Consider the following 22,741-nt stretch of genomic DNA (forward strand, 5'->3'; position numbering starts at 1 on the left):
GTGTCGTCTTTCCGTCAGGAGTTCTGCTGGTGTCCTCGCCGTCCGTCCATGTTTCTCCCGCGCAGACCCCGGACGACGGTGCGGGCCGGATGTCGGGCCTGCTGGAATTCGCACTGCGTGACGCGTCGCTGGCGCAGATCGTCGATCTGTCCGGCCGCCGCGAGGCCACCCTGGTGGCACCCACTCCGGCACGGGCGTTCATCGCTGCGGCCATGTCCCGCACCACACCGGTCCTGCTCGTCACCGCGACGGGCCGCGAGGCCGACGATCTGACGGCCGAGCTCACGGAGATGGTGGGCGGCGCCGTGGCGCAGTTCCCGTCCTGGGAGACGCTGCCGCACGAGCGTCTGTCTCCCGGAGCGGACACCGTCGGTCGTCGTATCGAGGTGCTGCGGCGCCTCGCCCGGCCGGAGGACGCCGACTACGGCGTCCCGCTGAAGATCATCGTCACCACGGTGCGCTCGGTGCTCCAGCCGATGGCGCGTGGACTGGGCGAGATCGAGCCCGTCGGCCTGCGCGTGGGGGCGGAGTTCGACTTCGAGGAGTTGCAGAAGCGACTGGTCGAACTGGCCTACACGCGTGTCGACATGGTCGGCAAACGCGGTGAGTTCGCGGTCCGCGGCGGCATCCTCGACCTGTTCTCGCCGACGGCGGATCACCCCGTCCGTGTCGAGTTCTGGGGTGACGAGGTCACCGACCTGCGCGCCTTCTCGGTCGCGGACCAGCGCTCCATCCCCGACGTGGAGGTCGACACGGTCATCGCGCCGCCGTGCCGGGAGATGATTCTCGACGAGGCTGTACGGGAGCGCGCGGCGCGTCTCGCCGCCGACAACACCGGCGACCCGATCCTGGTGGAGATGCTCGAGAAGATCTCCGCCGGCGTTCCGGTCGAGGGCATGGAGGCGTTGCTGCCGGTGCTGAAGGCCGGCGGCCTCGAACTGCTGACCGACGCGCTGCCCGACGGCGCGCACGTGCTGGTCTGCGATCCGGAGAAGGTGCGTACGCGCGCGACGGATCTGGTGCGGACCGGCAAGGAGTTCCTCGAGGCGTCGTGGACGGCCGCGAGCATCGGTGCGGCCGCACCGCTCGACACCGCAGCGCTGGACACCAGCAGTGTGACGGACGAGAGCGCCGTCCTCGACCTCGATCTCAGCGCGTCCGCGTACCGGTCGCTGCGGCAGGTCCGAGAGTCTGCGGAGGCGGCCGGTCGGCCGTGGTGGACCGTGGGCCCGCTCGCCTCGGGCAGTGACGAGGAGATCGTGCTCGACGTCGACGCGGCGCCGGACGTGCGCGGCTCCGAGGAGGCACTCGCGACGCTCTTCCAGATGTTCACGGCGCACCTCGCGTCCGGCGGCCGCGTGGCCGTCGTCGTCGCGGGCGCGGGAACGGCGCAGCGCACGGTCGAACGCCTGCGGGAGGCCGGTGTGCCGGCGCTCCCTCTCGATGCCGGTGCCGAGCCCGGCTCCGACGTCGTCGGCGTGATGTGCGGGTCGTTGCACTCGGGTCTCGTCCTGCGTGACGCCGGCCTGGTGGTGGTGACGGAGGCCGATCTCACCGGCAACCGGGTCGCGGCGGCCGGCGACGGCAAACGGTTGCCCGCGAAGCGTCGCAACCAGGTCGATCCGCTCGCGTTGACGGCCGGCGACATGGTGGTCCACGACCAGCACGGCATCGGCCGCTTCGTCGAGATGGTCGAGCGGACCATCGGCGGGGCACGCCGTGAGTACCTCGTCGTCGAGTACGCGCCCAGCAAGCGCGGCCACCCGGGCGACCGCCTCTTCGTTCCCATGGAGTCGCTCGACCAGTTGTCCCGCTACGTCGGCGGGGAGATGCCGAGCCTGAGCAAGCTGGGCGGATCCGACTGGACCAACACCAAGCGCAAGGCCCGCAAGGCCGTCCGCGAGATCGCAGGGGAGCTCGTCCAGCTCTACGCGGCGCGGCAGGCGGCGCCCGGTCACGCGTACGGGCCGGACACCCCGTGGCAGAAGGAGATGGAGGACGCCTTCGCGTTCACCGAGACCGTCGACCAGATGACCGTCATCGACGAGGTCAAGGCGGACATGGAGAAGCCCGTCCCGATGGACCGAGTGGTCATCGGCGACGTCGGTTACGGCAAGACCGAGGTCGGCGTCCGGGCGGCGTTCAAGGCCGTCCAGGACGGCAAGCAGGTAGCGGTGCTCGTTCCCACCACCCTGCTGGCCCAGCAGCATCTGCAGACCTTCACCGAGCGGATGGCCAACTTCCCGGTGACGGTCAAGGGGCTGTCCCGGTTCTCCGACGCCGCCGAGTCGCGGGAGACGTTCGCCGGCCTCGCGGACGGCACGGTGGACATCGTCGTGGGAACGCACCGATTGCTGCAGACCGGTGTGCAGTGGAAGGACCTCGGGCTGGTCATCGTCGACGAGGAGCAGCGCTTCGGCGTCGAGCACAAGGAGCACATCAAGGCGCTGCGCACGCACGTCGACGTCCTGACGATGTCGGCGACACCGATTCCGCGCACGCTCGAGATGAGCATGGCGGGCATCCGCGAGATGTCGACCATCCTGACGCCGCCCGAGGAGCGGCACCCCGTCCTGACCTACGTCGGTGCCTATCAGGAGAAGCAGGTGGCGGCGGCGATCCGCCGTGAGCTGCTCCGTGACGGCCAGGTCTTCTACGTTCACAACCGCGTGAGCAGCATCGACAAGGCCGCCGCGAACATCCGACGGCTGGTGCCGGAAGCGCGCGTCGTGGTCGCACACGGTCAGATGAACGAGGACGCGCTCGAGAAGACGGTGCAGGGGTTCTGGGAGCGTGAGTTCGACATCCTGGTCTGCACCACCATCATCGAGACGGGCCTCGACATCTCCAATGCGAACACGCTGATCGTCGAGCGAGCCGATTCGTTGGGTCTGTCCCAGCTCCACCAGTTGCGTGGGCGTGTGGGTCGCAGCCGGGACCGTGGCTATGCCTACTTCCTCTACCCGCCGGAGAAGCCGCTCACCGAGACGGCGTACGACCGGTTGGCCACCATCTCGCAGAACTCCGACCTCGGTGCTGGTATGGCCGTGGCGATGAAGGACCTCGAGATCCGCGGCGCGGGCAACGTGCTGGGCGCGGAGCAGTCCGGCCACGTCGCCGGTGTGGGATTCGACCTGTACGTCCGACTGGTCGGCGAGGCGGTGGAGGCCTACCGCGCCGTGGCCGACGGCCGCCCCGTCACCACCGACGAGGCGCCCAAGGAGGTGCGCATCGACCTCCCCGTCGATGCCCACATCCCGCCGGACTACGTCACCAGCGACAGGCTCCGACTCGAGGCGTACCGCAAGCTGGCCGCGGCGCAGAACGACGCCGAGATCCGCGCGGTCATCGACGAGCTGACCGACCGCTACGGGCCGGTGCCGGCCGAGGTCGCCCGGCTCGTGGCCGTGGCCGTCCTGCGCATCCTGTGCCGTTCCTACGGCATCGTGGACGTGCAGATGGCGGGGACCATGGTGAAGTTGGCGCCGATGGACCTACCCGACTCCAAGCAGATACGGTTGAAGCGGCTCTACCCCAGCGCACAGTATCGGGCGACCACCGGCACGGTGCAGATCCCGATTCCGCGTGTGGCAGGTGGTGGAGTCGGTTCGGCCCGTGTCCGCGACGAGGAACTTCTGCAGTTCGTCGCCGACGTACTGCTCGCGATGGACGGGCAGCCCGCGGGCTCCGTACGAGTCGAGCAACCGATCGGGGTGTGAGCGCGCGATGACGATTCTGCTGCTGGATCCCCTGCGGCCCACCATGGTGCCGGTGCAGGCCGTGACGTTGCTGGACAAGCCCGTGGGCTTCACCGAAGAGGTGCCGGTCTCCATCCGCTGGCGCCTCACGGGGTTCACCTCCGCGGGCGACGACGAGCCCGAGGTGCTCATCAGCACCAGCCGCGACAACCCCGACGTCCAGGAACGCATCACGCGCGGCGAGGACGTCATCGAGGTGCCGGTGCCCCGCGGCGGCAACCTCGCCGAGGCCGTCTTCGTCATCGACAAACTGCGCTCACTCGGCGGATGGGAGGCGCAGCAGACGCACGAGTCGCTTCGCGGGTACCTCCTCGAGGAGACCTACGAACTGCTCGATGCCATCGAGACCGGCGATGCGGACTCCATCCGGGAGGAGCTCGGCGATCTGCTGCTGCAGGTCATCTTCCACGCGCGCATCGCCAAGGACGCGGGCGCCGAGGCGTTCGACATCGACGACGTGGCGTCCACCCTGGTGGCCAAGTTGACCCACCGCAGCCCGCACCTGGCCGACACGTCCGGCGCCCCGATCGACATCGGTGCGCAGGAGAAGGCCTGGGAGGAGCGCAAGGCCGCGGAGAAGGTACGCGCGTCGTGTCTCGACGGCATCGCCATGGCGCAGCCGTCGCTCGCGCTCGCCCAGCAGGTCACCACCCGAGCGGTCAAGGCCGGGCTCCCTCAGGACTTCGTCCCGGAGTCCATGCTCTCGGTCCGCATCGACATCTCGGGTGATCACGGCGCCACCAGCGCCGAGGACTCGCTGCGCCGCACCGTCAACGAGTTCGTGGCCGACGTACGGGCCGCGGAGCGCGGCGCCGCCATGGACGGAGTCCGATCGGCCGAGATGGACGCACGAGCGTGGTCCAAGTACTGGCCGGGAACCGACATGTTCGGCCGACCGCTCGCGGCGACGGGGACGGACGACGCACGCGTCGCCGCGTCCCACCATCGGCCGCAGGCGGACGAGAAGAACCGCTGACCGTCTAGCCGAAGAGCGTCGAGCCCCAGTAGTCCTCGCTGCCTTCCGGAACTCCCGGTGGGCAGGCGAAGACCGCCGAGCCGACGTGGGAGATGTACTCGTTCAGGGCATCTCGTCGCGCGAGAGCTTGCTGCATCGGCACGAACTGGGTCTGCGGATCGCTGCAGAAAGCGACGAAGAAGAGCCCCGCGTCGAGGTGGCCGAAGCCGTCGGAGCCGTCGGTGAAGTTGTACCCGCGGCGAAGAATCTTGATGCCGCCCAACGACTCCGACGACGCCAGTCGTACGTGCGCGTCCTTCGCGATGGTCGAGGAGCCGAGGTCGACGGTGTCGAACTCGGCCGTGCCGCCCAGTGGCGCGCCGGTGGCCTTGGACCGACCGATGACGCGTTCCTGTTCGCCGAGCACCGCGCGGTCCCACGGTTCGATCTTCATCCGGATGCGCCGCGCCACGAGGTAGGTGCCGCCCGTCATCCAGTCGGACTCGCCGCCGTTCACCCACACGTGCTCGTCGACGGTCGCCGCTTCCTCGGCCTTGATGTTGTTCGTGCCGTCCTTGAAGCCGAAGAGGTTGCGCGGTGTCGCCTGGGCGGTCGACGTCGACGCGGTGCGACCGAAACCGAGCTGCGACCACCGCACCGACGCGGTGCCGAACGCGATGCGCGCGAGATTGCGGATGGCGTGCACCGCCACCTGCGGATCGTCGGCGCAGGCCTGCACCGCGATGTCGCCACCGCTCCTCGCCGGGTCGAGGTCGTCGCCGGGGAATCGCGGAAGATCCTGCAGTGCAGCCGGTCTGCGGTCACCCAAGTCGAACCTGTCGAAGAACGACGGGCCGAAGCCGATGGTCAGCGTGAGGTTGGACGGCATCAGGCCGTAGGCCTCGCCGGTGTCACCGGGCGGCTCGTACTGTCCGCCGCCGACCACGCCACCGGGCACCGACTCGGCGCCGACGGTGAGACGTTCGGCCATCGCCGTCCACTTCGTGAGCATCGCGACGATCTCGTCGCGCGAGGTGGTCGTCACGTCGAAGGTGACGAAGTGCATGCGGTCCTGTGCGGGCGTGACGATGCCCGCCTGGTGGACGCCGCGGAACGGCACCACGGCCTCGGCCGCGTCGGCGACCACGGGTTCGGGTGCGGTCGACCGGCCCAGCGCGGCACCGGCGCCGACCGCGAGTGCGCCGGCTCCCACGCCACCGAAGAGCGCGCGGCGCGAGAGGCGTCGACTCGGCGGGGTGGTGGCGGCGTCCGTGTCGGACGTCCGCTCAGGCGCCTGCGACGACACCCTGGACCTGGCTCACCGATGCGGACAGGGCGTCGATCTTCTTCGACAGGTCCTGGCGCTGCGGCTCGGTGACCGTGTCGTAGGAGACGAAGCCGTCACCCTGGCGGTACTTCGCGAGCTCGGTGTCGAGTTCCGCGAAGCGCTGCTCGATGGTGGCCGCGAGTTCCGGGTCCCGCTCGGACAGCACCGGAGCGAGCGCCGCCACCGCTGCCTGCGATCCGTCGACGTTCGCCTGGAAGTCGTACAGGTCGGTGTGGGAGAAGAAGTCCTCCTCACCGGTGATCTTCGTCTGGGCGACCTCGTCGAGGAGGCCCTGTGCGCCGCCCGCCACCGTGATCGGGTCGATCACGAAGTCGGGGGACTGCACGCCCGCGACCAGTTCGTCGACGTCCGCCTTCAACTGCTCGGCGATCGCGTTCGTGTCCGGCTGGAGCCCCTGTGCCCACAGGTCCTTCTCCAGGCGGTGGAACCCGGTCCACTCGGCACCCGGCTCGACGTCCGGCTCGCGCAGGTCGATGCGGGGGTCGAGATCGTCGGGGAAGCTCTCCGCGACGGGTTCGATGCGCTCGTAGTAGGTGCGGACGAGCGGGAACTGGGCCTTGGCGCCCTCGACGTCGCCGGACGTGACCGCGGTGACGAACGACGCCGTCGTCTCCTGCAACGCCGTGACCTGGCTGACGACGTAGCGCTTGTAACCGTCGGCCGCCTCGGCGAGCGTCCCGTCGGCGTCGGACCCCTTGGAGTCACCCGTGACGACGAAGTCGCCGCGGAGGCCGTCGCCGACCATGCCCGGCTTGCACGCGGTCTGGTACGTGGCGGGCTCGGGCAGCGCGACGATGAGCTGGCGGGAGACGCCGGGCCCGATGTTCTCGATCTCGCCCATGACGCGGTCGCCCTCGCCGTAGACGTAGAACTCGGTGACCTTGGAGCCGTTGTTGGTCACCTGGAAGGTGGAGCTGCCCGTCTGTGCACTCGTCGTACCGACGTCGCACGAGCTGTCGGTCGCGTCGACCACGATGTCGCCGCCCTCGGCCGAGGTCGCGGCCTCCTTCTCGGTGCAGGCCGTGAGTGCCAGCGGCAGCGCGGCGGCGCAGAAGAGGAGGCGGGTGGTGGTGCGCATGGAGTGGTGCCCTTTCGGGAGCGGGGAGGACGGTCGGCTCGGGAGCAGGGAGATGCGAGTCAGGAAGCGGCGGGTTGTGGCTGCGGTGCGGTGACTCGTGGCACGGCCTTCGGCCGCCGGAGGAACAGGGGCAGGACGACGACGAGGTAGAGCACCCAGGCCGCGACCTGCAGAACGGTCGGCTCGGGGCGGAAGTTGAAGATGCCGGCGACGACGGTGCCGTACCAACTGCCCGCGTCCCAGGTGTCGCTGATGTCGAACGCGGTCGCGCTGCCGCCGGGGAGGATTCCGCCGATCTGCAGAGCCCGCAGTCCGTACGCCAGGATTCCGGCGGCGACGAACACGAGGAAGACGCCCGTCCAGCGGAAGAACCGGGCGAAGTCGATGCGTACTGCTCCGAAGTACAGGAGGACGGTGAGGAATGCAGCGACGGCGATTCCGGCCAGCAGACCCAGCAGCGGCCAGGAACTGCCGTTGGTGTTCTCCGCGTAGCCGACCATGAGGAGCGCCGTCTCGATTCCTTCGCGCCCGACCGCCAGGAAGGCGAGCGATGTGACGGCCACCGGCCCGACGTCGAGCGCGCGGGCCATGCCGGCCTTCAACGTGCCGGAGATGGAGGCGGCGGCCGACCGCATCCACAACACCATGCCGGTGACGATCGCGACGGCGATCAGCGAGGCGATGCCGGCGATGATCTCGGCGGTGAGGCCCGTGACCGTCGAGGTGCCGAGGTGGATGACGGCGAACACGACGGCGACCATGCCCACGGCGGCCAGGACACCCGTCCACACCCACTTCAGCGCGTCGCGGCGGTCGGATTTCACGAGGAACGCGACCAGGATCATGACGACGATGCCGGTCTCGAGTCCCTCCCGGACGCCGATCAGTCCGCTGCCGACCATCTGCGTCACGACGGACGGCGCGGACGCGACGACGACTGTGGACACGGCGGGATCTCCCGGGCTCGACTGGAGTGGGGCGTCTTAGGCAAGGCGACCCTCATACGAAAGGTGAACATACACCGGCTTCGGGGTGCGAAACAGCCGCCGACCAGGACTTTTGAAGACCTTTACCCTTCTATTACTTTGACTCGGGATGATGGAGGCATGCTCCCACCGCGCTCCCGGCGCCTCCGCGTCGTCGCGGCTGCGCTCGCCACGGCCGCCGTCGTCTCCGGCTGCGGCGCCCTCGATCTGGATCCGGGCAGACCCGCGGTGGAGATCCCGGAGGGAATCCCGCCGGGGCCCGGAGCGCCCCTGCCGCCGATCGACGTGGACGCGCCCGGTCGCTCGGCCGACCTGCTCGCCGGCTGGGCGGAACCGCTGGTCGACCCCACCGGCATCGGCCGCACCGCGCTCGAGGCATACGGCCACGCGGCCGCGGTCATGGCCCGCTCGTCACCGGGGTGCGGTCTGGCCTGGACCACGCTCGCCGGGATCGGCCGCATCGAGAGCCGCCACGGCACTTTCGGCGGGTCGTCCGTCGGTCCGGATGGCACCGCGACCCCGCCCATCCGCGGAGTGCCCCTCGACGGCACCGCCGGCAACGCGGAGATCGCCGACACCGACGGTGGAGAACTGGACGGCGACACCGTCTTCGACCGCGCGATGGGACCGATGCAGTTCATCCCCGAGACCTGGCGCAAGTGGGGCGTCGACGCCAACGGGGACGGCCGCGCCGACCCCGACAACCTCGACGACGCCGCACTCACCGCGGGCCGCTACCTCTGCGCCCGCGGGGGAGACCTCACCACGCCGGAGGGATGGCAGGCCGCCCTCATGGCCTACAACCTGTCGGGGGTCTACCTGAGGGACGTCCGCGACGCGGCCTCCGCCTACTCCGTCGGTGCCCGGCCGTCCTGACGTCGACCTCCTCCGGCCTGCCCGCCCGATCACCGACCGGCCTCCGGCCTGCCCGCCTGATCACCGACCGGCCTCCGGCCTGCCCGCCTGCGCGTCGAATATCGAGCGTGGCGGCTGCGGCGGCTAGTCTGTCTTCGAGCCGCGCCCGACCACGGGTGACCGGTTCGCGCCCGAAGCTGTGTGTTCAACGCCTGACTAGGAGTTCATTCGTGGCCATCATCGAACAGGTCGGAGCTCGCGAGATCCTCGACTCACGTGGCAACCCCACGGTCGAGGTCGAGGTCGCGCTCGACGACGGCACGCTGACCCGTGCAGCGGTGCCCTCGGGCGCCTCCACCGGTGAGCACGAGGCCGTCGAGCTCCGCGACGGCGGCGATCGCTACGGCGGCAAGGGTGTCGAGAAGGCCGTCAACGCCGTGCTCGACGAGATCGCGCCGGCCGTCATCGGCCTCGACGCCATCGAGCAGCGCACGGTCGACCAGGCACTGCTCGACCTCGACGGCACCGCCGACAAGTCGCGCCTCGGCGCGAACGCCCTGCTCGGTGTCTCGCTCGCCGTGGCCAAGGGTGCCGCGGAGTCCGCCGGACTGGAGCTCTTCCGTTACCTGGGTGGACCCAACGCCCACATCCTGCCGGTGCCGATGATGAACATCATCAACGGTGGCGCCCACGCCGACAGCGGCGTCGACGTGCAGGAATTCATGATCGCCCCCATCGGTGCGCCGACCTTCAAGGAGGCCCTGCGCTGGGGCGCCGAGGTCTACCACGCACTGAAGTCGGTCCTCAAGGCCAAGGGCCTGTCGACCGGGCTCGGCGACGAGGGCGGTTTCGCCCCCGACCTCGCGGGCACCAAGGCCGCACTCGACCTCATCTCGGAGGCCATCGGCAAGACCGGCCTCACGCTGGGCTCCGACATCGCTCTCGCGCTCGATGTCGCCGCCACCGAGTTCTTCACCGCCGGAAAGGGATACGCCTTCGAGGGCAACACCCGCACCGCGGAGGAGATGTCGGCGTTCTACGCGGACCTGCTGAACCAGTACCCGCTCGTCTCCATCGAGGATCCGCTCGACGAGAACGACTGGGACGGCTGGGTCGCCCTCACCGACAGCATCGGTGACCGGGTCCAGATCGTCGGCGACGATCTGTTCGTCACCAACCCGGAGCGCCTCGAGGAGGGCATCGTCAAGGGAGCCGCCAACGCTCTCCTGGTGAAGGTCAACCAGATCGGCACGCTGACCGAGACCCTCGACGCCGTCGATCTCGCACACCGCAGTGGCTACCGCACGATGATGAGCCACCGCAGCGGCGAGACCGAGGACACCACCATCGCCGATCTCGCCGTCGCCGTGGGCAGCGGACAGATCAAGACCGGTGCCCCGGCTCGCAGCGAGCGCGTCGCCAAGTACAACCAGCTGCTGCGTATCGAGGAGGCACTCGGCGACGCCGCGCGCTACTCGGGCGAGTTGGCGTTCCCGCGGCTCGACTTCACCTCGAAGGACAGCTGAGCTCACCGATGGCGGACCGGGACTCTCGACGCAGTGCGGCACGGCCGGGTGGCCGTTCGCCGCGCCGTGACGCGCGTCCCGGTCGATCCACGCGCCGCGACGGGTCCGGGGCCTCGCAGCCTCGGACCGTCGCCGGTGCGGTCAACGACGTCGTCACCGAAGGTGCCGCGCTGGTCGGTCGGCGCGGACGTCGCCGCGGAGGCGAGAAGAAGGAACGCACGTTCCTCGGACTCTCGACAGGCAAGGCCGTCGTCCTCGCCGTGGTCATCTGTGCGTTGGCCCTGACGCTCGCGGTTCCGTTGCGCACGTACATCTCCCAGCGCGGGGACGCGGCTCAGGTCGCCGCCGAGCGGGTGGCGCTGGAGCAGCGCGTGGCCGAGCTGCAGATCCGCAAGGACCAGACGGACGATCCTGCCTACATCACCGCGCAGGCGCGCGAGCGTCTCGGCTACGTCATGCCCGGTGAGACCCCCTATCAAGTCCAGTTGCCCGGCGCGCGTGCACGATCGGACGTCGAGAACGATCCGCCGCCGCCCCCGCCCGGACCCTGGTACAGCGACCTGTGGTCCACGGCGACCACCCCACGGTGACGCCTCGGTGCACGCCGATCCACCCGATCCGGAAATGAGTCAGACCCAGTGAGCGACGTGTCGCGCGAAGACCTCGACGCCGTGTCCGCCCAGCTCGGACGAGAGCCGCGCGGCGTGCTCGAGATCGCCTACCGCACCCCGGACGGCCGTCCCGCCGTCGTCAGGACGGCGCCGAAGCTGCCCGACGGAACGCCGTTCCCCACCCTCTTCTACCTCACGGATCCGCGTCTGACGGCCGAGGCCAGCCGCCAGGAGTCCGCCGGCGTGATGCGCGAGATGACCGAGCGGCTGCAGCAGGACGAGGATCTGGCCGCGGCCTACCTGCGCGCCCACGAGGCGTATCTGGCCGAGCGCAACGAGATCGAGTCGCTCGGAACCGATTTCACCGGCGGCGGGATGCCGGACCGGGTCAAGTGCCTCCACGTGTTGATGGCGCACTCGCTGGCCAAGGGGCCGGGGGCCAATCCGCTGGGCGACGAGTCCGTGGCACTGGCCGCCGAGGGTCCCCTGCGCGGCACGGCGTTGCCCGCCGACTGGCCCACCATCGAGGAGCTTCGAGCATGAGGGTCGCTGCGATCGACTGCGGCACCAATTCGATCCGTCTGCTCGTGGCCGACGTGGACGACGACGGTCTCCGAGACCTCGCGCGTGAGATGCGTGGGGTCCGGCTGGGGCAGGGTGTCGACGCGACCGGGTCGTTCGCACTCGAGGCGATCGACCGCACCGAGGCGGCGCTGCGGGAGTATGTCGACATCATCACCGCGCTGGGCGGTGTCGACGCGGTGCGCATGGTTGCGACGTCGGCCACGCGCGACGCCGACAATCGTGATCTGTTCTTCGACATGACGCGCCGGACACTCGCCTCCGTCGCGGACGGCGCAGTGGCCGAGGTCATCTCGGGAGACGAGGAGGCTCGTCTGTCGTTCGCCGGTGCGGTCGGCGATCTGGATCCGGACGAGGGGCCGTTCCTGGTGGTCGATCTCGGCGGCGGCTCCACCGAGCTGGTTCTCGGCGACGCCGACGGCGTACGCGCCGCCTACTCCGCCGACATCGGATGCGTTCGGCTCACCGAGCGGTGCCTGCGATCCGACCCGCCCACCGAGGCCGAGCGCAGGGCAGGGCAGGCCTTCACCTCGGAGCGCCTCCAGCCGGCGTTCGACGCGGTACCCGTGAAGGATGCGCGCACCTGGGTCGGGGTTGCCGGGACGATGACCACCCTCTCGGCCGTGGCACAGAATCTTCCCGCCTACGATCCGGACGCGATCCACCTGTCGCGCATCCCGTTCACCGATCTGCGCGACGTCTGTGATCGTCTGCTCGGCATGACGAGGGCGGACCGTGCCGTGCTCGGCCCGATGCACCCCGGTCGCGTCGACGTCATCGGCGGCGGATCCCTCGTCGCGGCCACACTCGCCGAGAACATCGGTGGCGAAGCCGGAATCGACACCCTGGTCGTGAGTGAGCACGACATTCTCGACGGGATCGCTCTCAGCCTCGCCGGGCGGTGATCACTCGGGCTTCGGGCCGAGCTTCCTGACAGTCACCGGAGCGCGGCACTCCCACGCCTCCTCGATCAGTTCACGGAGTTCGTCGACGTCCACTTCGGGCAATCGCACGAGCACCGACGCATGACCCTCGTAGTGATCTGTGGTGAAGAACGCTGCCGGGTTCGAGCTGATGAGGGCCTCGCGGTCCTCGACGCTCGGTCTGCGGAGCAGCAGAACATCGGGCATCTCGTGGACCCGTGCGAACAGTCGGTCCTTCACGCGGAAGCCGGGAGTGCCGTACGACGGCTTCTCCGTCACCTCGCGCAACGCGAGTGCGATACGCCTGACGTCGTCCTCTGTCGCCATGAACGAAGTGTGCCACCTGCGGTCCTGCATCGCCGCAGATCGAGGGTGCAGGGATGCCTCTTGCCATCGGGCGGGACCACGGGAAAGGTCGATCGAGGCCGTTGTGGTCCCCGACACGCCGATCGCTCGACGACCAGGAGGTCACCATGGCAGTCCGCGACACCGACGCACCCGCGGAGAAGGGTCTGGCGCGAACGGCCCAGGCGCTGGCGCGAGGTACCGAGAAATGGTTCCCCGACGCCTACATCTTCGCGCTGGTCGGCGTGCTGGTGGTGGCGCTCGCCGCATTCGCGAACGGATCGTCGCCGCAGAACGTGGTCGACGCGTTCGGCAACGGCTTCTGGGACCTGACGGCGTTCACCCTGCAGATGGCCATGGTGGTACTCACCGGATACGTGGTGGCGACGTCACCACCCGTGGCGCGGCTCATCACGAGACTGGCCGCGCTGCCGAACAATCCACGCACGGCGGTCAGCTTCGTCGCGCTCATGTCGTGCTCGGTGTCGTTCCTGAACTGGGGTCTCAGCCTCGTCTTCGGTGGACTGCTCGCTCGTGCCATCGCCCGGCGACGCGATCTGAGCGTCGACTACCGCGCGCTCGGCGCCGCGGCGTTCATGGGCCTGGGTGCGGTGTGGGCACTGGGCATGTCGTCGTCCGCGGCGCAGCTCCAGGCCACCGCGAGCTCGCTCCCGCCGGCTCTGCTCCGGATCACCGGAGTCCTCGATTTCGGCACCACCATCTTCACGTGGCAGTCACTGGTCATGTGCGTGATCATCATCGTGCTGACCGTGATCATCGCGCACTTCTCCGCGCCCACCGGTGCGGCGATCAAGACCGCCGAGGCCTTGAAGGTCGACCTCGACGACACGATCTCCGAGCCGCCGACGCGCACCCGTCCGGGCGAGTGGCTCGAGTACAGCCGCATCCTGCCGATCCTCGCCGGGGCGATGACGCTGGGTTGGCTGGTGTCGCAACTGCTCTCGAAGCCCGTGCTGTCGGTGGTGAGCAGCCTCAACGGCTACTTGCTGGTGTTCCTGATGCTGGGACTCGTGCTGCACGGCACACCGCGGCGGTTCCTCGATGCCGTCGCCAAGGCCGTGCCCGCCACGGCGGGCATTCTGGTGCAGTTCCCGCTGTACGCCGCGATGGCCGCGATTCTGACCACATCCGAAGGGCGGGGCGGAGTCACGGTGTCCGAGCACCTCGCCACGTTCTTCACCGAGGTCGGTGGCGGCGGAGCCTTTGCCGTGGTCATCGCCGTCTACACCGTGATCCTGGGGCTGTTCGTCCCGTCGGGCGGTGGCAAGTGGTTGGTCGAGGCGCCGTACGTCATGCAGTCCGCGACGGACGTGCAGATGAACCTCGGCTGGACGGTGCAGATCTACAACGTGGCCGAGGCGCTGCCCAACCTGATCAACCCGTTCTTCATGCTGCCGCTGCTCGCCGTGCTGGGTCTGCGGGCACGCGATCTCATCGGGTTCACGTTCCTGCAGTTCCTCTTCCATTTCCCGGTGGTGTTGCTGCTCGTCTGGTTGCTCGGGACGACGTTTACCTTCGAGCCGCCCGTCATCCCGGCCTGAGCGCTGCCGGCCGCGTCGCGCTCCCGCGCGCAGCGAGTCGTACGCTGATCGCCATGTCGGAGATCCTGGTGACCGTGTCGGAGTTGTCCGCAGCGCTGACGTCGCCGCGCCCGCCGGTGCTGCTCGACGTGAGGTGGGCACTCGGTGATCCCGACAACCACCAGCACTACCTCGACGCGCACATCCCCGGCGCCGTCTTCGTCGACCTGGGCTCGGAACTCGCCGGTCACGGAGAGCCCACGGACGGGCGACACCCCTTGCCCGAACTCGACGATCTGCAGATGCATGCGCGGCGATGGGGCATCGACGCCGACTCGTTCGTCGTCGTCTACGACGCCACCGGCAACATGGCTGCGGCTCGGGCGTGGTGGCTGCTGCGCTGGGCTGGCGTCGAGACCGTGCGCATGCTCGACGGTGGACTCGGCCTGTGGCGGGCGGCCGAACTACCCACGCGGTCGGGCGAGGAGACGGCGCCGCGAGCTGGGGACGTGACGCTGTCCGAGGGCCATCTGCCGACGGTGACGGCGGACCATGCCGCGACATTCCCCGGCCGTCTCCTGGACGCACGTGCGGGGGAGCGGTACCGCGGCGAGGTCGAGCCCGTCGACCCCCGTGCCGGCCACATTCCCGGCGCTCTCAATGCACCGACGTCGGACAACGTGACCGGCGACGGAGCGTTCGTAGCACCCGATGTACTGCGAGATCGGTTCGCGACCATGGGTATTCGGCCCGGTGACGAAGTGGCCGTCTACTGCGGATCCGGTGTGACCGCGGCGCACGAGATCGCAGCGCTCGCACTCGCCGGTATCGATGCGGCCTTGTTCCCGGGATCGTGGTCGGCGTGGGCGTCCGACCCACGACGGCCGGTCGAGACGGGATCGGGCGTCTCCTGAACGGCGCGCGATAGGCTGGCCCGAGCAGGCCCCCATAGCCCAATTGGCAGAGGCGACGGACTTAAAATCCGCTCAGTGTCGGTTCGAGTCCGACTGGGGGCACCAGAGTCCGTATGGATCCAGATTCCTGGACCAGGACAGTGCTTTTCGGGTTCAAGCGTCGAGCCGTATCAGTCCGTGTGGCGACGCTTGCTCGACCACGGCAGCTCGTCAAATCTCAGTGCCGCAAAGCAATGTCGCAGTGACACTCTGCAACTGGACCTCGTTCGGGCCGTGCTGTGATGGTCCGTACCGACGGAGCCGGAGCCAGCCACGCTTTCATGACATGGCTGCAAGCGAGTGTCGTGGTCAACCGGCTTCGCGCTCACCGATGCGACGGCGTGGGTCAGCGACGCTACCGGCCCACTCGAGCTGACGACGTGGCCGACCGGGATGCGCGTGATCATCAGGAAGGAACGCCTGCACCCCGGCGCGCAGTCGAGTTCACCGATGCCGACTGTCGTCGATCGACCGCGTTCGCCACTGACACCGTTCGCGCTCAGGTGCAAGATCTCGAACTGCGGCACCGTCGTCGCGCCCAATCTCCCTTGGACGGGTTCGATCGGAACCGCATCTGGCCGGCGATGTTCCAGTCCGCCAAGGATGTGAAGTCGTGAGTCAGACGCGCGGCTTCGCCGACCACGAGGCACTCGGATGGAAACCCGAACCTGTTCGGCTACTACTGTTCTCGATCTCAGGACGCATCTCGACTCATGCCCGCCCTGTTCATCTCATCGAAGTGTCCCGATACTGGAACGGCTCGGGGGCAGGAAATGCGACCGGTCGCGTTCGAGCCGGACCGAGCAACGCCGGTCCGAGAAAAATGGTGAAGACTTTTTATTCAGTACGCCGTGGGTGCGTCGATCGATCGGACTTCTACAGGTTGATGCCGAAGGTGTTGAGTATCGGTTGCAAGACGTTGACCAGGAAGTCGCCGATGACGAACCCGACAGCTTCAACGGCGGGTCTGGCCCACTCGGGTGCCCAAGGATACGGGTATGGGCTACCGGGCGATGCGTTGGCGACGCCCGATGTCATGAAGAGCACGAAGCTTACGGTGACGGCGACTGTGGCAATTCTGAGTCTTGTCATACCTGTGGAATCGCTCTTCGCGAGTCCGCTGTTACGCAAACGGTCGGTCGAGTGGTATCGAGAGATCATCGAGTTGAATCACCCGAGGTTCGGTGCTCGCACCGACCCTGTTGTCGATCGCGCGGGCAATACTCGAGCCGCTCCCACCCTGTCCAGCGACCCGTTCGAGATCAAAAGCAATTGACGAGATGCTCACCAGTTGGGCCGCGCCGAGGTTTCGTGTCGTGCATCCAGCGGTCGATCGTTGGTGACTCGAGGGGTTTCGGTGCTTGTCGGTGTGGGCTCGAGAACTGGATCTATTCGCCGTGATGGGTCCCCGGGCTTCAGAACACGCACTCGGGGTCGCGGCAGTCGATCCGCTCTCGCCGTAGTCTTCGGTCCGCAGTTCACGTGGCACGACTGGACTTGCGCTCTCTACAGTGTCGGTTCCAGTCCGACTGGGGCGCCAGAGTCCGGATGGATCCAGATTCGTTCACCAGGCCGCGCGTTTCGAGTGCCAGTGTGGACCGACGTTTTCGAGTGGACAACCGAGACAGTGGATCTCAGATTCGTGCGGGACCAGGCGCGCTGTCAGGCGCTGGAACTATTCATAACTCTTCTCGCGCTTATATAAGTCGAATGTGGTAGTTTTCTTCTCGTGAGCGCGTTCGATGTTCTCGGCGACCCGGTGCGTCGGCGCATCCTGGAGTTACTCGCCGAGGGTGAGCAGACTTCCGGCGCGATCACGGACGTGATTCGGGCCGAGTTCGCGTTGTCGCAGCCTGCTGTCTCCCAGCATTTGCGTGTACTGCGTGAGCACGGATTCGCATCGGTACGGGCAGAGGGTGCCCGTCGGTTCTACGCCGTGGAGCCCGGGCCGTTGAGCGAAGTCGACGCGTGGCTGGACCGGTTCCGCAAATTCTGGGACCAGAGGCTCGACGCACTCGAGACCGAGCTTGCCCGCGGGAGGCGCACCACCAGGAGATCTGCCGGCGACGAGCTCGGCGCAAACAAAGAAGCCTAGACACAAGCGTTTCCTATTGGACGGAGCACGACGATGAGAGATGTACTCGACGAACTTTCCGCGGCCCGCCGAAAGATGGGCGCGGCAACCCTTCCCGCCGGGGAGGCCTACACGATGGAGCTCAGGCGTCGCTACGACGCGCCCCTCGATGACGTGTGGGACGCCATCACCAACCCTGAGCGGATCGGTCGCTGGATGAAGCCGATCACCGGCGACCTTCGTCTCGGCGGGTCATTCGAGCTCGACGGCGGGGAACACGGCGAGATCCTCCGGTGCGAGCCACCGCGTCTGCTGCGGGTGTCCTGGATGTTCGGACCCGGCGCGGACGAGTGGCCGGGAACGAGCGAGGTCGAAGTCCGCCTGTCCGCTGGCTCGAGCGGAGGCACCGAGTTCGAGCTGGTCCACGCTGCGGCCGTCGGTGAGCCCATGTTCCCCATCTACGGTCCCGGTGCGGGTGGTGTCGGCTGGGACCTGCATCTGCTCACGCTGGCGAGCTTCCTCTCGGGCGGCGAGGTGCTCGAGCACGAGAAGTTCAGTGCGTCGTCCGACGGTCGCGAGTTCAGTCGGCGTAGCGCCGCCGCGTGGGGTGAGGCCCACCTGGCCGGCGGCGGGGAACCGGGCCACGTCGCAGCTGCGGTCGAGGCCACCACCGCGTTCTACCTGCACACCGGTGATACGCGATGATGTGACCCGGAATGCGGGGTTCAATGGACCGTGCGGGGGCGTGTGGTGACGACGCCGCGATGAAGTCGTTCCAGCGTTGCCTGTGCGAGCTCACTCCGATCGAGTTCGAGACAGCCAACAGGGCCGCACACGCGGCATGATCTGATCGACGGATAGCGCAGGGGTCGCAAGTGAACAAGTATCGAGTCCACTTGCTTTGAGGTGAATCCAGATCCGGCGACGTGAAATCCGTACTTTCTGGACCAGGGCCATGCACTTCGGCCCCCGCGACCTCGAAGGGTTACTCAACGAAGAGGTGCGCTGAAACACTGTTCGTAGGAATGTCAGTCAAGTGCTGGCGAGCGACGCCGGTGCAGGCCAGGAGCATCGGTGGGCAATGGAAGTGCCCGAAGCGCATGACACGAAGCCGCGGCACGCGTTTCCGAAGAGTCAGATGGCGCAGCGCGTGCCGTCATCCGGCAGCTCGAGGTCTATCAGGTAGTCGGCGATCACGCCGTCGACACAGGCATTGGCGGAGATGATCGTCCCGTGCTGGTTTCCGTCGACCGTGAGCAACCGCGCACCGAGGGTCTCGGCCAGGCTGATGCCGCCTTCGTGAGGCGTCACGGGGTCCCCGGTGGCCGAGACCACCAGCACTTCAGGGAGTCCGTCGATATCGGTGGCGTAGGGGTATCCGAGTGTGGGCTCGGCCGGCCAGAACTCGCAACCGTCCTGCGCAGGGGGTGCCGTTCCGGGATCGAGGAACGGCACCGCCTCGTTGAGATCGTGGCCGAGCCGGGTCATTTCTTCTTCGGTGAACCGTTCTTCGTCGAGGCAGTTGATGGCGAAGAGTGCTTCGAACGAATTCGTGTACTCCCCATTGTCGGATCGGCCGTAGTACCCGTCACGGATCGCGAGGAGAGCGTCGGGTCGTCCGGCTTTCAGCTCCGTCAGCCCCGCGATGATGGCGGGCCAGCCGGCTTCGGAGTACAGGCCGGAGACAATTCCCTCACCGGCGGCGAGGAAGCCCACCTCTCGTCCGTCACTGGCCACCAGCGGCTCCTCCTCGAGGGGCTGGAGGAGGTTCTGCACCACCGCGGTCGCCTGCGCCGGATCTGTTCCGAGCGGGCACGCGTTCTGTGTCACGCAGAAGTCGGCGAGACGCTGGAAAGAAGCCTGCAGTCCCTCGCTGAGCTGGATCCTGCGGTCCGCGGTGTCCATGAGGGGATCCACCGCGCCGTCGAGAACGAGAGCACGGACATTCTCGGGAAACATCTCGGCGTACACCGAACCGAGTCGGGTGCCGTAGCTGACTCCCGCATAGGTGAGCTTGTCGTCGCCGAGTGCGGAGCGGAGCACATCCATGTCGCGAGCGACGTCCCGTGTTCCGAGGTGGGCGAGTATCTCGTCGCTTCCGGAGCCGTCGGCGCACTTGTCGACGATGGCCCGCGCGGATTCTTCGGTCCATTCGCCGAGTGCCGACAGGGGTGCGTCGGCGTCGCGCTCCTCATCGGAGTAGCAGTCGATAGCCGGGTTGCTGAGACCGACTCCTCGCGGATCGAAGCCGACGATGTCGAAGCGCTCGGGGATGGGGCCTCCCGTCCACAGGGCATTCACGAGCGGGGCGAGCGTGGTCCCCGCCGCTCCGGGACCGCCAGGGTTCAGCAGGACAGAGCCGATCGGGTTTTCGCCGGTAGCGGAAATGCGCGAGACGGCGATCTCGATGGTCTCGCCGTCGAGGTCCTCGTAATCCATCGGCACGGTGAGCATCGCGCATTCTGTCTTTTTTGCCGCCTCGACGACCTGGGGAACCGGCGGCTGGGAGTCCACGATGCCGGCGTCGCATGCTCCGAACTCGAGCGACTGCTCCATGAACCGGTCGAGGCCACCGCCGTTCGCGCTGTCGTCGTTCGGCGCCGCGCCGGAGCATCCGGCGATCAGGAGCACTGAGGCAGCAGCCGCGGCCATCGTCGGCTTCGGCCATCGTCGTCGCTCGTATTTCCGTCGGATGATGGTCGGAATCGTCTGAGGCATGGTGAGTTTCCCTTCGTGGGTTCAGCTTGCGAGTTCGTCGATCCAGCTCGATCGCATCCGTAGAGCTCGTTCCGTGCTGCCGAGGACAGCGGCGAGTCCGATGATCAGATTGACGTGGAGCGGTAGTCGGACGGGTGAGGTGAAGGTGCCGATCGAATCGGCGATGGGGGGAATGAGAGAGAGGGATGCGATGATCTGCGGCACCTCCACGCAGAGGCCGCCGATGACGAGCACGATCGAGATGAGACCGATGACGCGACTGGGACCCGGATGCCGGTGGTGCAGCCTGGCGCGACGCCCCTCTGCGGATGCGGGATCGGGAGACAACAACTGCTCGGTGCCGTCGTCGCGCACGTAATGGCAGCGCTTCAGTCCGAACCCTGTGGCCGCGACCTCGATGTGTCCACCGGGGACGGGGAAGCGGGTCGGCATCTTCGCGTAGGACTGCAATGCGCCGTCGACGTAGAGGCGAGCGCGTACCTCACCGTCCTTCGCGTCGCCCATGTGTCGAACGTCGATGGCGTAGGTCGACGTCGTGCCGTCGGGCGCGGACAGCCTGATCGTGCGGAGCGATCTGCCGAACATCTGCCACCAGCGGTAGCGGCGGAGCGGTTCACCCGATCCGGCTCGAATGCGCCGGTAGCGCCACTGTCTGATTCCCATCTGCTCAGTCCCCGATCCAACTAGTACAGCGTGATAGCTTGCCAAGAAACTAGCACACTGTGATGGAGGACGTCGTCGTCAAGATGGAGTGTCGGAAACGAGCGCCGTGCGGCTGCCATGGCGGGTCGATTGGTACGCTGTGACAGCGGTTCGTGAGATCACGCGCCAGCTCGGGGCCGGGGGGAGTCGAACACCATGGATGATCGCGTGAGCGAGCCCAGCACCAGGGATCGCATTCTGATCGCAGCCGCGACGATGGTGTCCGAGGATCCGGGCACCCGGCTCAGTGTCCGAGCGGTCGCCGCGCGAGCCGGGGTCAGTACCGGATCTCTGCGCCACTTCTTCCCGAACCAGCGAGTGCTGATGGACGAAGTCGCCGCGGCTGTCACCGGGCTGGTGGCGAACAGAAACGCCATCGACGATGCCGCTGTGCCTGCCGAGACGCGCCTACTGGCCTGTATGCAGCAGGTGTTGTCGGCCACAGGGACCGGTGAGCAAGCCCGCGACACGTGGCGACGGACGTTGGGAACGTATCTCGCCTCGGAGCTCGACGCCAACGTCATCGACACGTACCTCGCTTTCAGCGCGGCCGGACTCCGGCACATAGAACACTGGCTGGACGTCCTCGACGAAGAAGGTGCACTGCCGCCGGGCGACAACACCCAGCGCGCCGCCTATCTCAACGTGATACTGGACGGGCTGTCCGTGGCACGAGCCCTCCCGACCGATGCTGCTCGCATTCGCTCGGAAACGGACGTTCTGCAGCACGCCATTTCGATGCTCTTTCAGGACGCTGTACCGATGCCGAAGGGCGACTCGGACTGACTTCGACGATGAGCGCGAGGTGATTGCCGGGATGGCATACGCCCTCCCGATCCGACACCGAGGATGCGGCAACCGACGAGGCGTGTGGACTGGGTGATCCCATGTCCAGGAAGCACTTCCACGACGCTGCGCGGTCGGAGAGCCTCACCGAGACGTCGGCGCACTGGTGAAGCGGGTTGGTGTCTCGGTGCGTCGGGTACGCCGGTGGCATGGCAGAACCCGTTGCTCCTGATGTCGTCGTGTTCGATGTGGTCGGCACACTCGCCGATCTCGACATCGTCCGCGACAGGTTCATCTCGGTGGCGCCGCCGTCGTCGTCGTTCGACGGATGGTTCGCGCACCTGTTGCGTGACGGCATGGCGCTGACCCTGTCCGGTGCGTACGAGCCGTTCGCCGTCGTGGCATCGTCCGCTCTGCGGGCGTACACCCGTGGGTTCGTCTCCGACGCCGACATCGAGCACGTCGTCGGAGGGTTCGCCGAGACGACACCGCACCCGGACGTCGTCGCGGCACTCGACGCCGCTGTCGCCAGTGGTGCGCGAGTGTTCACCCTGTCCAACGGAAGCGCGGACTCGACAGCAGGGTTCCTCGACCGGGCGGGTGTGTCCCATCGGGTCGAACGAGTGCTCAGCATCGACGACGTCCGCGCGTGGAAGCCGGCAGCAGCGCCGTACGAGCTGGCGGTGTCGAGCGCCGGAGTCACCGCGGACCGGTGCGCGATGGTGGCGGTGCACTCCTGGGACCTTCAGGGCGCCGGACGCGTGGGAATGCGCACCGGATGGTGCCGCCGTGAGGAGAAGGTGCCCACGGCCGCTTTCGGTGAGGCGGACGTGTCAGCCGAGACGCTCGACGGTGTGGTGCGCGCACTGTTCGACTCGACCGACGAGTGAACAGACACCCGCGCAGAGCGAATCCGGTGCACTGAACCGCGTACAGCGCGGACTACTGCACCGGATCCCACCGCCCCATCGATCGCTGGGGCCACCGTGCCGGACTCGTC

Annotated in this window: 21 protein-coding genes and 1 tRNA gene; 16 read left to right on the forward strand and 6 right to left on the reverse strand. The window is 67.8% G+C overall.

The genetic code is table 11. From position 1 onward, the window contains the following. The first annotated feature begins 29 nt into the window (after positions 1-29). Positions 30-3,719, forward strand: a complete 3,690-nt coding sequence (gene mfd, locus HQ314_RS11880) for a transcription-repair coupling factor (RefSeq protein ID WP_374197837.1) — start codon at positions 30-32, stop codon at positions 3,717-3,719. 7 nt (positions 3,720-3,726) lie between these two features. Beyond that, positions 3,727-4,734, forward strand: a complete 1,008-nt coding sequence (locus tag HQ314_RS11885) for a MazG family protein (RefSeq protein ID WP_222650163.1) — start codon at positions 3,727-3,729, stop codon at positions 4,732-4,734. 4 nt (positions 4,735-4,738) lie between these two features. Here the strand turns inward: HQ314_RS11885 and efeB are convergent, their stop codons facing one another. The 3 genes from efeB to efeU are packed head-to-tail and all read right to left on the reverse strand — an operon-like array spanning position 4,739 to position 8,041. Further along, positions 4,739-6,019, reverse strand: coding sequence for an iron uptake transporter deferrochelatase/peroxidase subunit (gene efeB / locus HQ314_RS11890; protein ID WP_222650164.1), 1,281 nt, complete (start codon positions 6,017-6,019; stop codon positions 4,739-4,741). Then, on the reverse strand, positions 6,000-7,139 hold the full coding sequence (efeO, locus tag HQ314_RS11895; protein ID WP_222650165.1) for an iron uptake system protein EfeO: 1,140 nt from the start codon (positions 7,137-7,139) through the stop codon (positions 6,000-6,002). Before efeO ends, efeB begins: the two co-directional genes overlap by 20 nt. A 59-nt stretch (positions 7,140-7,198) precedes the next feature. Beyond that, positions 7,199-8,041 (reverse strand): iron uptake transporter permease EfeU, encoded by an 843-nt coding sequence (gene efeU / locus HQ314_RS11900; RefSeq protein ID WP_222650479.1) that lies wholly within the window; start codon positions 8,039-8,041, stop codon positions 7,199-7,201. Between the two features lie 204 nt (positions 8,042-8,245). Between efeU and HQ314_RS11905 the strand changes: the two genes are divergently transcribed. From HQ314_RS11905 to HQ314_RS11925, 5 genes are all read left to right on the forward strand, one after another. Then, positions 8,246-9,001 carry a lytic transglycosylase domain-containing protein gene (locus HQ314_RS11905; RefSeq protein WP_222650166.1) on the forward strand — a complete coding sequence of 252 codons (756 nt, stop codon included), beginning with the start codon at positions 8,246-8,248 and terminating at the stop codon, positions 8,999-9,001. Positions 9,002-9,210: 209 nt separating this feature from the next. Beyond that, positions 9,211-10,506 carry a phosphopyruvate hydratase gene (eno, locus tag HQ314_RS11910; RefSeq protein ID WP_204866520.1) on the forward strand — a complete coding sequence of 432 codons (1,296 nt, stop codon included), beginning with the start codon at positions 9,211-9,213 and terminating at the stop codon, positions 10,504-10,506. Positions 10,507-10,514: 8 nt separating this feature from the next. Further along, positions 10,515-11,096: a septum formation initiator family protein gene (locus HQ314_RS11915; protein ID WP_222627602.1), complete on the forward strand. Its 582-nt coding sequence runs from the start codon at positions 10,515-10,517 to the stop codon at positions 11,094-11,096. 48 nt (positions 11,097-11,144) lie between these two features. Next, on the forward strand, positions 11,145-11,660 hold the full coding sequence (locus HQ314_RS11920; protein WP_222627604.1) for a DUF501 domain-containing protein: 516 nt from the start codon (positions 11,145-11,147) through the stop codon (positions 11,658-11,660). Continuing rightward, a complete protein-coding gene (locus HQ314_RS11925) occupies positions 11,657-12,604 on the forward strand; it encodes a Ppx/GppA phosphatase family protein (RefSeq protein ID WP_222650167.1) in 948 nt (315 codons plus the stop codon). Before HQ314_RS11920 ends, HQ314_RS11925 begins: the two co-directional genes overlap by 4 nt. Here the strand turns inward: HQ314_RS11925 and HQ314_RS11930 are convergent, their stop codons facing one another. Next, on the reverse strand, positions 12,605-12,949 hold the full coding sequence (locus HQ314_RS11930) for an MmcQ/YjbR family DNA-binding protein (RefSeq protein ID WP_027504058.1): 345 nt from the start codon (positions 12,947-12,949) through the stop codon (positions 12,605-12,607). Positions 12,950-13,095: 146 nt separating this feature from the next. Here HQ314_RS11930 and HQ314_RS11935 point away from each other — a divergent pair, with 146 nt between their 5' ends. The 7 genes from HQ314_RS11935 (at position 13,096) to HQ314_RS11965 (ending at position 18,240) form a co-directional block, all read left to right on the forward strand. Further along, positions 13,096-14,529 carry a short-chain fatty acid transporter gene (locus tag HQ314_RS11935; protein ID WP_027504057.1) on the forward strand — a complete coding sequence of 478 codons (1,434 nt, stop codon included), beginning with the start codon at positions 13,096-13,098 and terminating at the stop codon, positions 14,527-14,529. Between the two features lie 53 nt (positions 14,530-14,582). Further along, positions 14,583-15,422 carry a sulfurtransferase gene (locus HQ314_RS11940; protein WP_261781634.1) on the forward strand — a complete coding sequence of 280 codons (840 nt, stop codon included), beginning with the start codon at positions 14,583-14,585 and terminating at the stop codon, positions 15,420-15,422. Positions 15,423-15,450: 28 nt separating this feature from the next. Beyond that, a tRNA-Leu gene (locus HQ314_RS11945) sits at positions 15,451-15,527 on the forward strand. Between the two features lie 314 nt (positions 15,528-15,841). Then, positions 15,842-16,078, forward strand: coding sequence for a hypothetical protein (locus HQ314_RS11950; RefSeq protein ID WP_222650168.1), 237 nt, complete (start codon positions 15,842-15,844; stop codon positions 16,076-16,078). Continuing rightward, positions 16,075-16,737, forward strand: a complete 663-nt coding sequence (locus HQ314_RS11955) for a hypothetical protein (protein ID WP_222650169.1) — start codon at positions 16,075-16,077, stop codon at positions 16,735-16,737. Before HQ314_RS11950 ends, HQ314_RS11955 begins: the two co-directional genes overlap by 4 nt. A gap of 453 nt (positions 16,738-17,190) precedes the next feature. Then, positions 17,191-17,556 (forward strand): metalloregulator ArsR/SmtB family transcription factor, encoded by a 366-nt coding sequence (locus HQ314_RS11960; RefSeq protein WP_222650170.1) that lies wholly within the window; start codon positions 17,191-17,193, stop codon positions 17,554-17,556. Positions 17,557-17,589: 33 nt separating this feature from the next. Further along, positions 17,590-18,240 (forward strand): SRPBCC family protein, encoded by a 651-nt coding sequence (locus HQ314_RS11965; protein ID WP_222650171.1) that lies wholly within the window; start codon positions 17,590-17,592, stop codon positions 18,238-18,240. A gap of 429 nt (positions 18,241-18,669) precedes the next feature. Here the strand turns inward: HQ314_RS11965 and HQ314_RS11970 are convergent, their stop codons facing one another. Beyond that, the gene (locus HQ314_RS11970; protein WP_222650172.1) at positions 18,670-20,253 is read right to left on the reverse strand and encodes an alpha/beta hydrolase; all 1,584 of its coding nucleotides are present in this window, start codon (positions 20,251-20,253) and stop codon (positions 18,670-18,672) included. Positions 20,254-20,274: 21 nt separating this feature from the next. After that, positions 20,275-20,916 (reverse strand): hypothetical protein, encoded by a 642-nt coding sequence (locus HQ314_RS11975; RefSeq protein ID WP_222650173.1) that lies wholly within the window; start codon positions 20,914-20,916, stop codon positions 20,275-20,277. 207 nt (positions 20,917-21,123) lie between these two features. Here HQ314_RS11975 and HQ314_RS11980 point away from each other — a divergent pair, with 207 nt between their 5' ends. Together HQ314_RS11980 and HQ314_RS11985 are read left to right on the forward strand one after the other, a co-directional pair. After that, positions 21,124-21,741, forward strand: coding sequence for a TetR/AcrR family transcriptional regulator (locus tag HQ314_RS11980; protein ID WP_222650174.1), 618 nt, complete (start codon positions 21,124-21,126; stop codon positions 21,739-21,741). Positions 21,742-21,950: 209 nt separating this feature from the next. Then, on the forward strand, positions 21,951-22,631 hold the full coding sequence (locus HQ314_RS11985; RefSeq protein ID WP_222650175.1) for a haloacid dehalogenase type II: 681 nt from the start codon (positions 21,951-21,953) through the stop codon (positions 22,629-22,631). The last annotated feature ends 110 nt before the right edge of the window (positions 22,632-22,741 follow it).

This window comes from Rhodococcus sp. BP-332 (genome assembly GCF_019836065.1).
Lineage (GTDB): Bacteria > Actinomycetota > Actinomycetes > Mycobacteriales > Mycobacteriaceae > Rhodococcoides.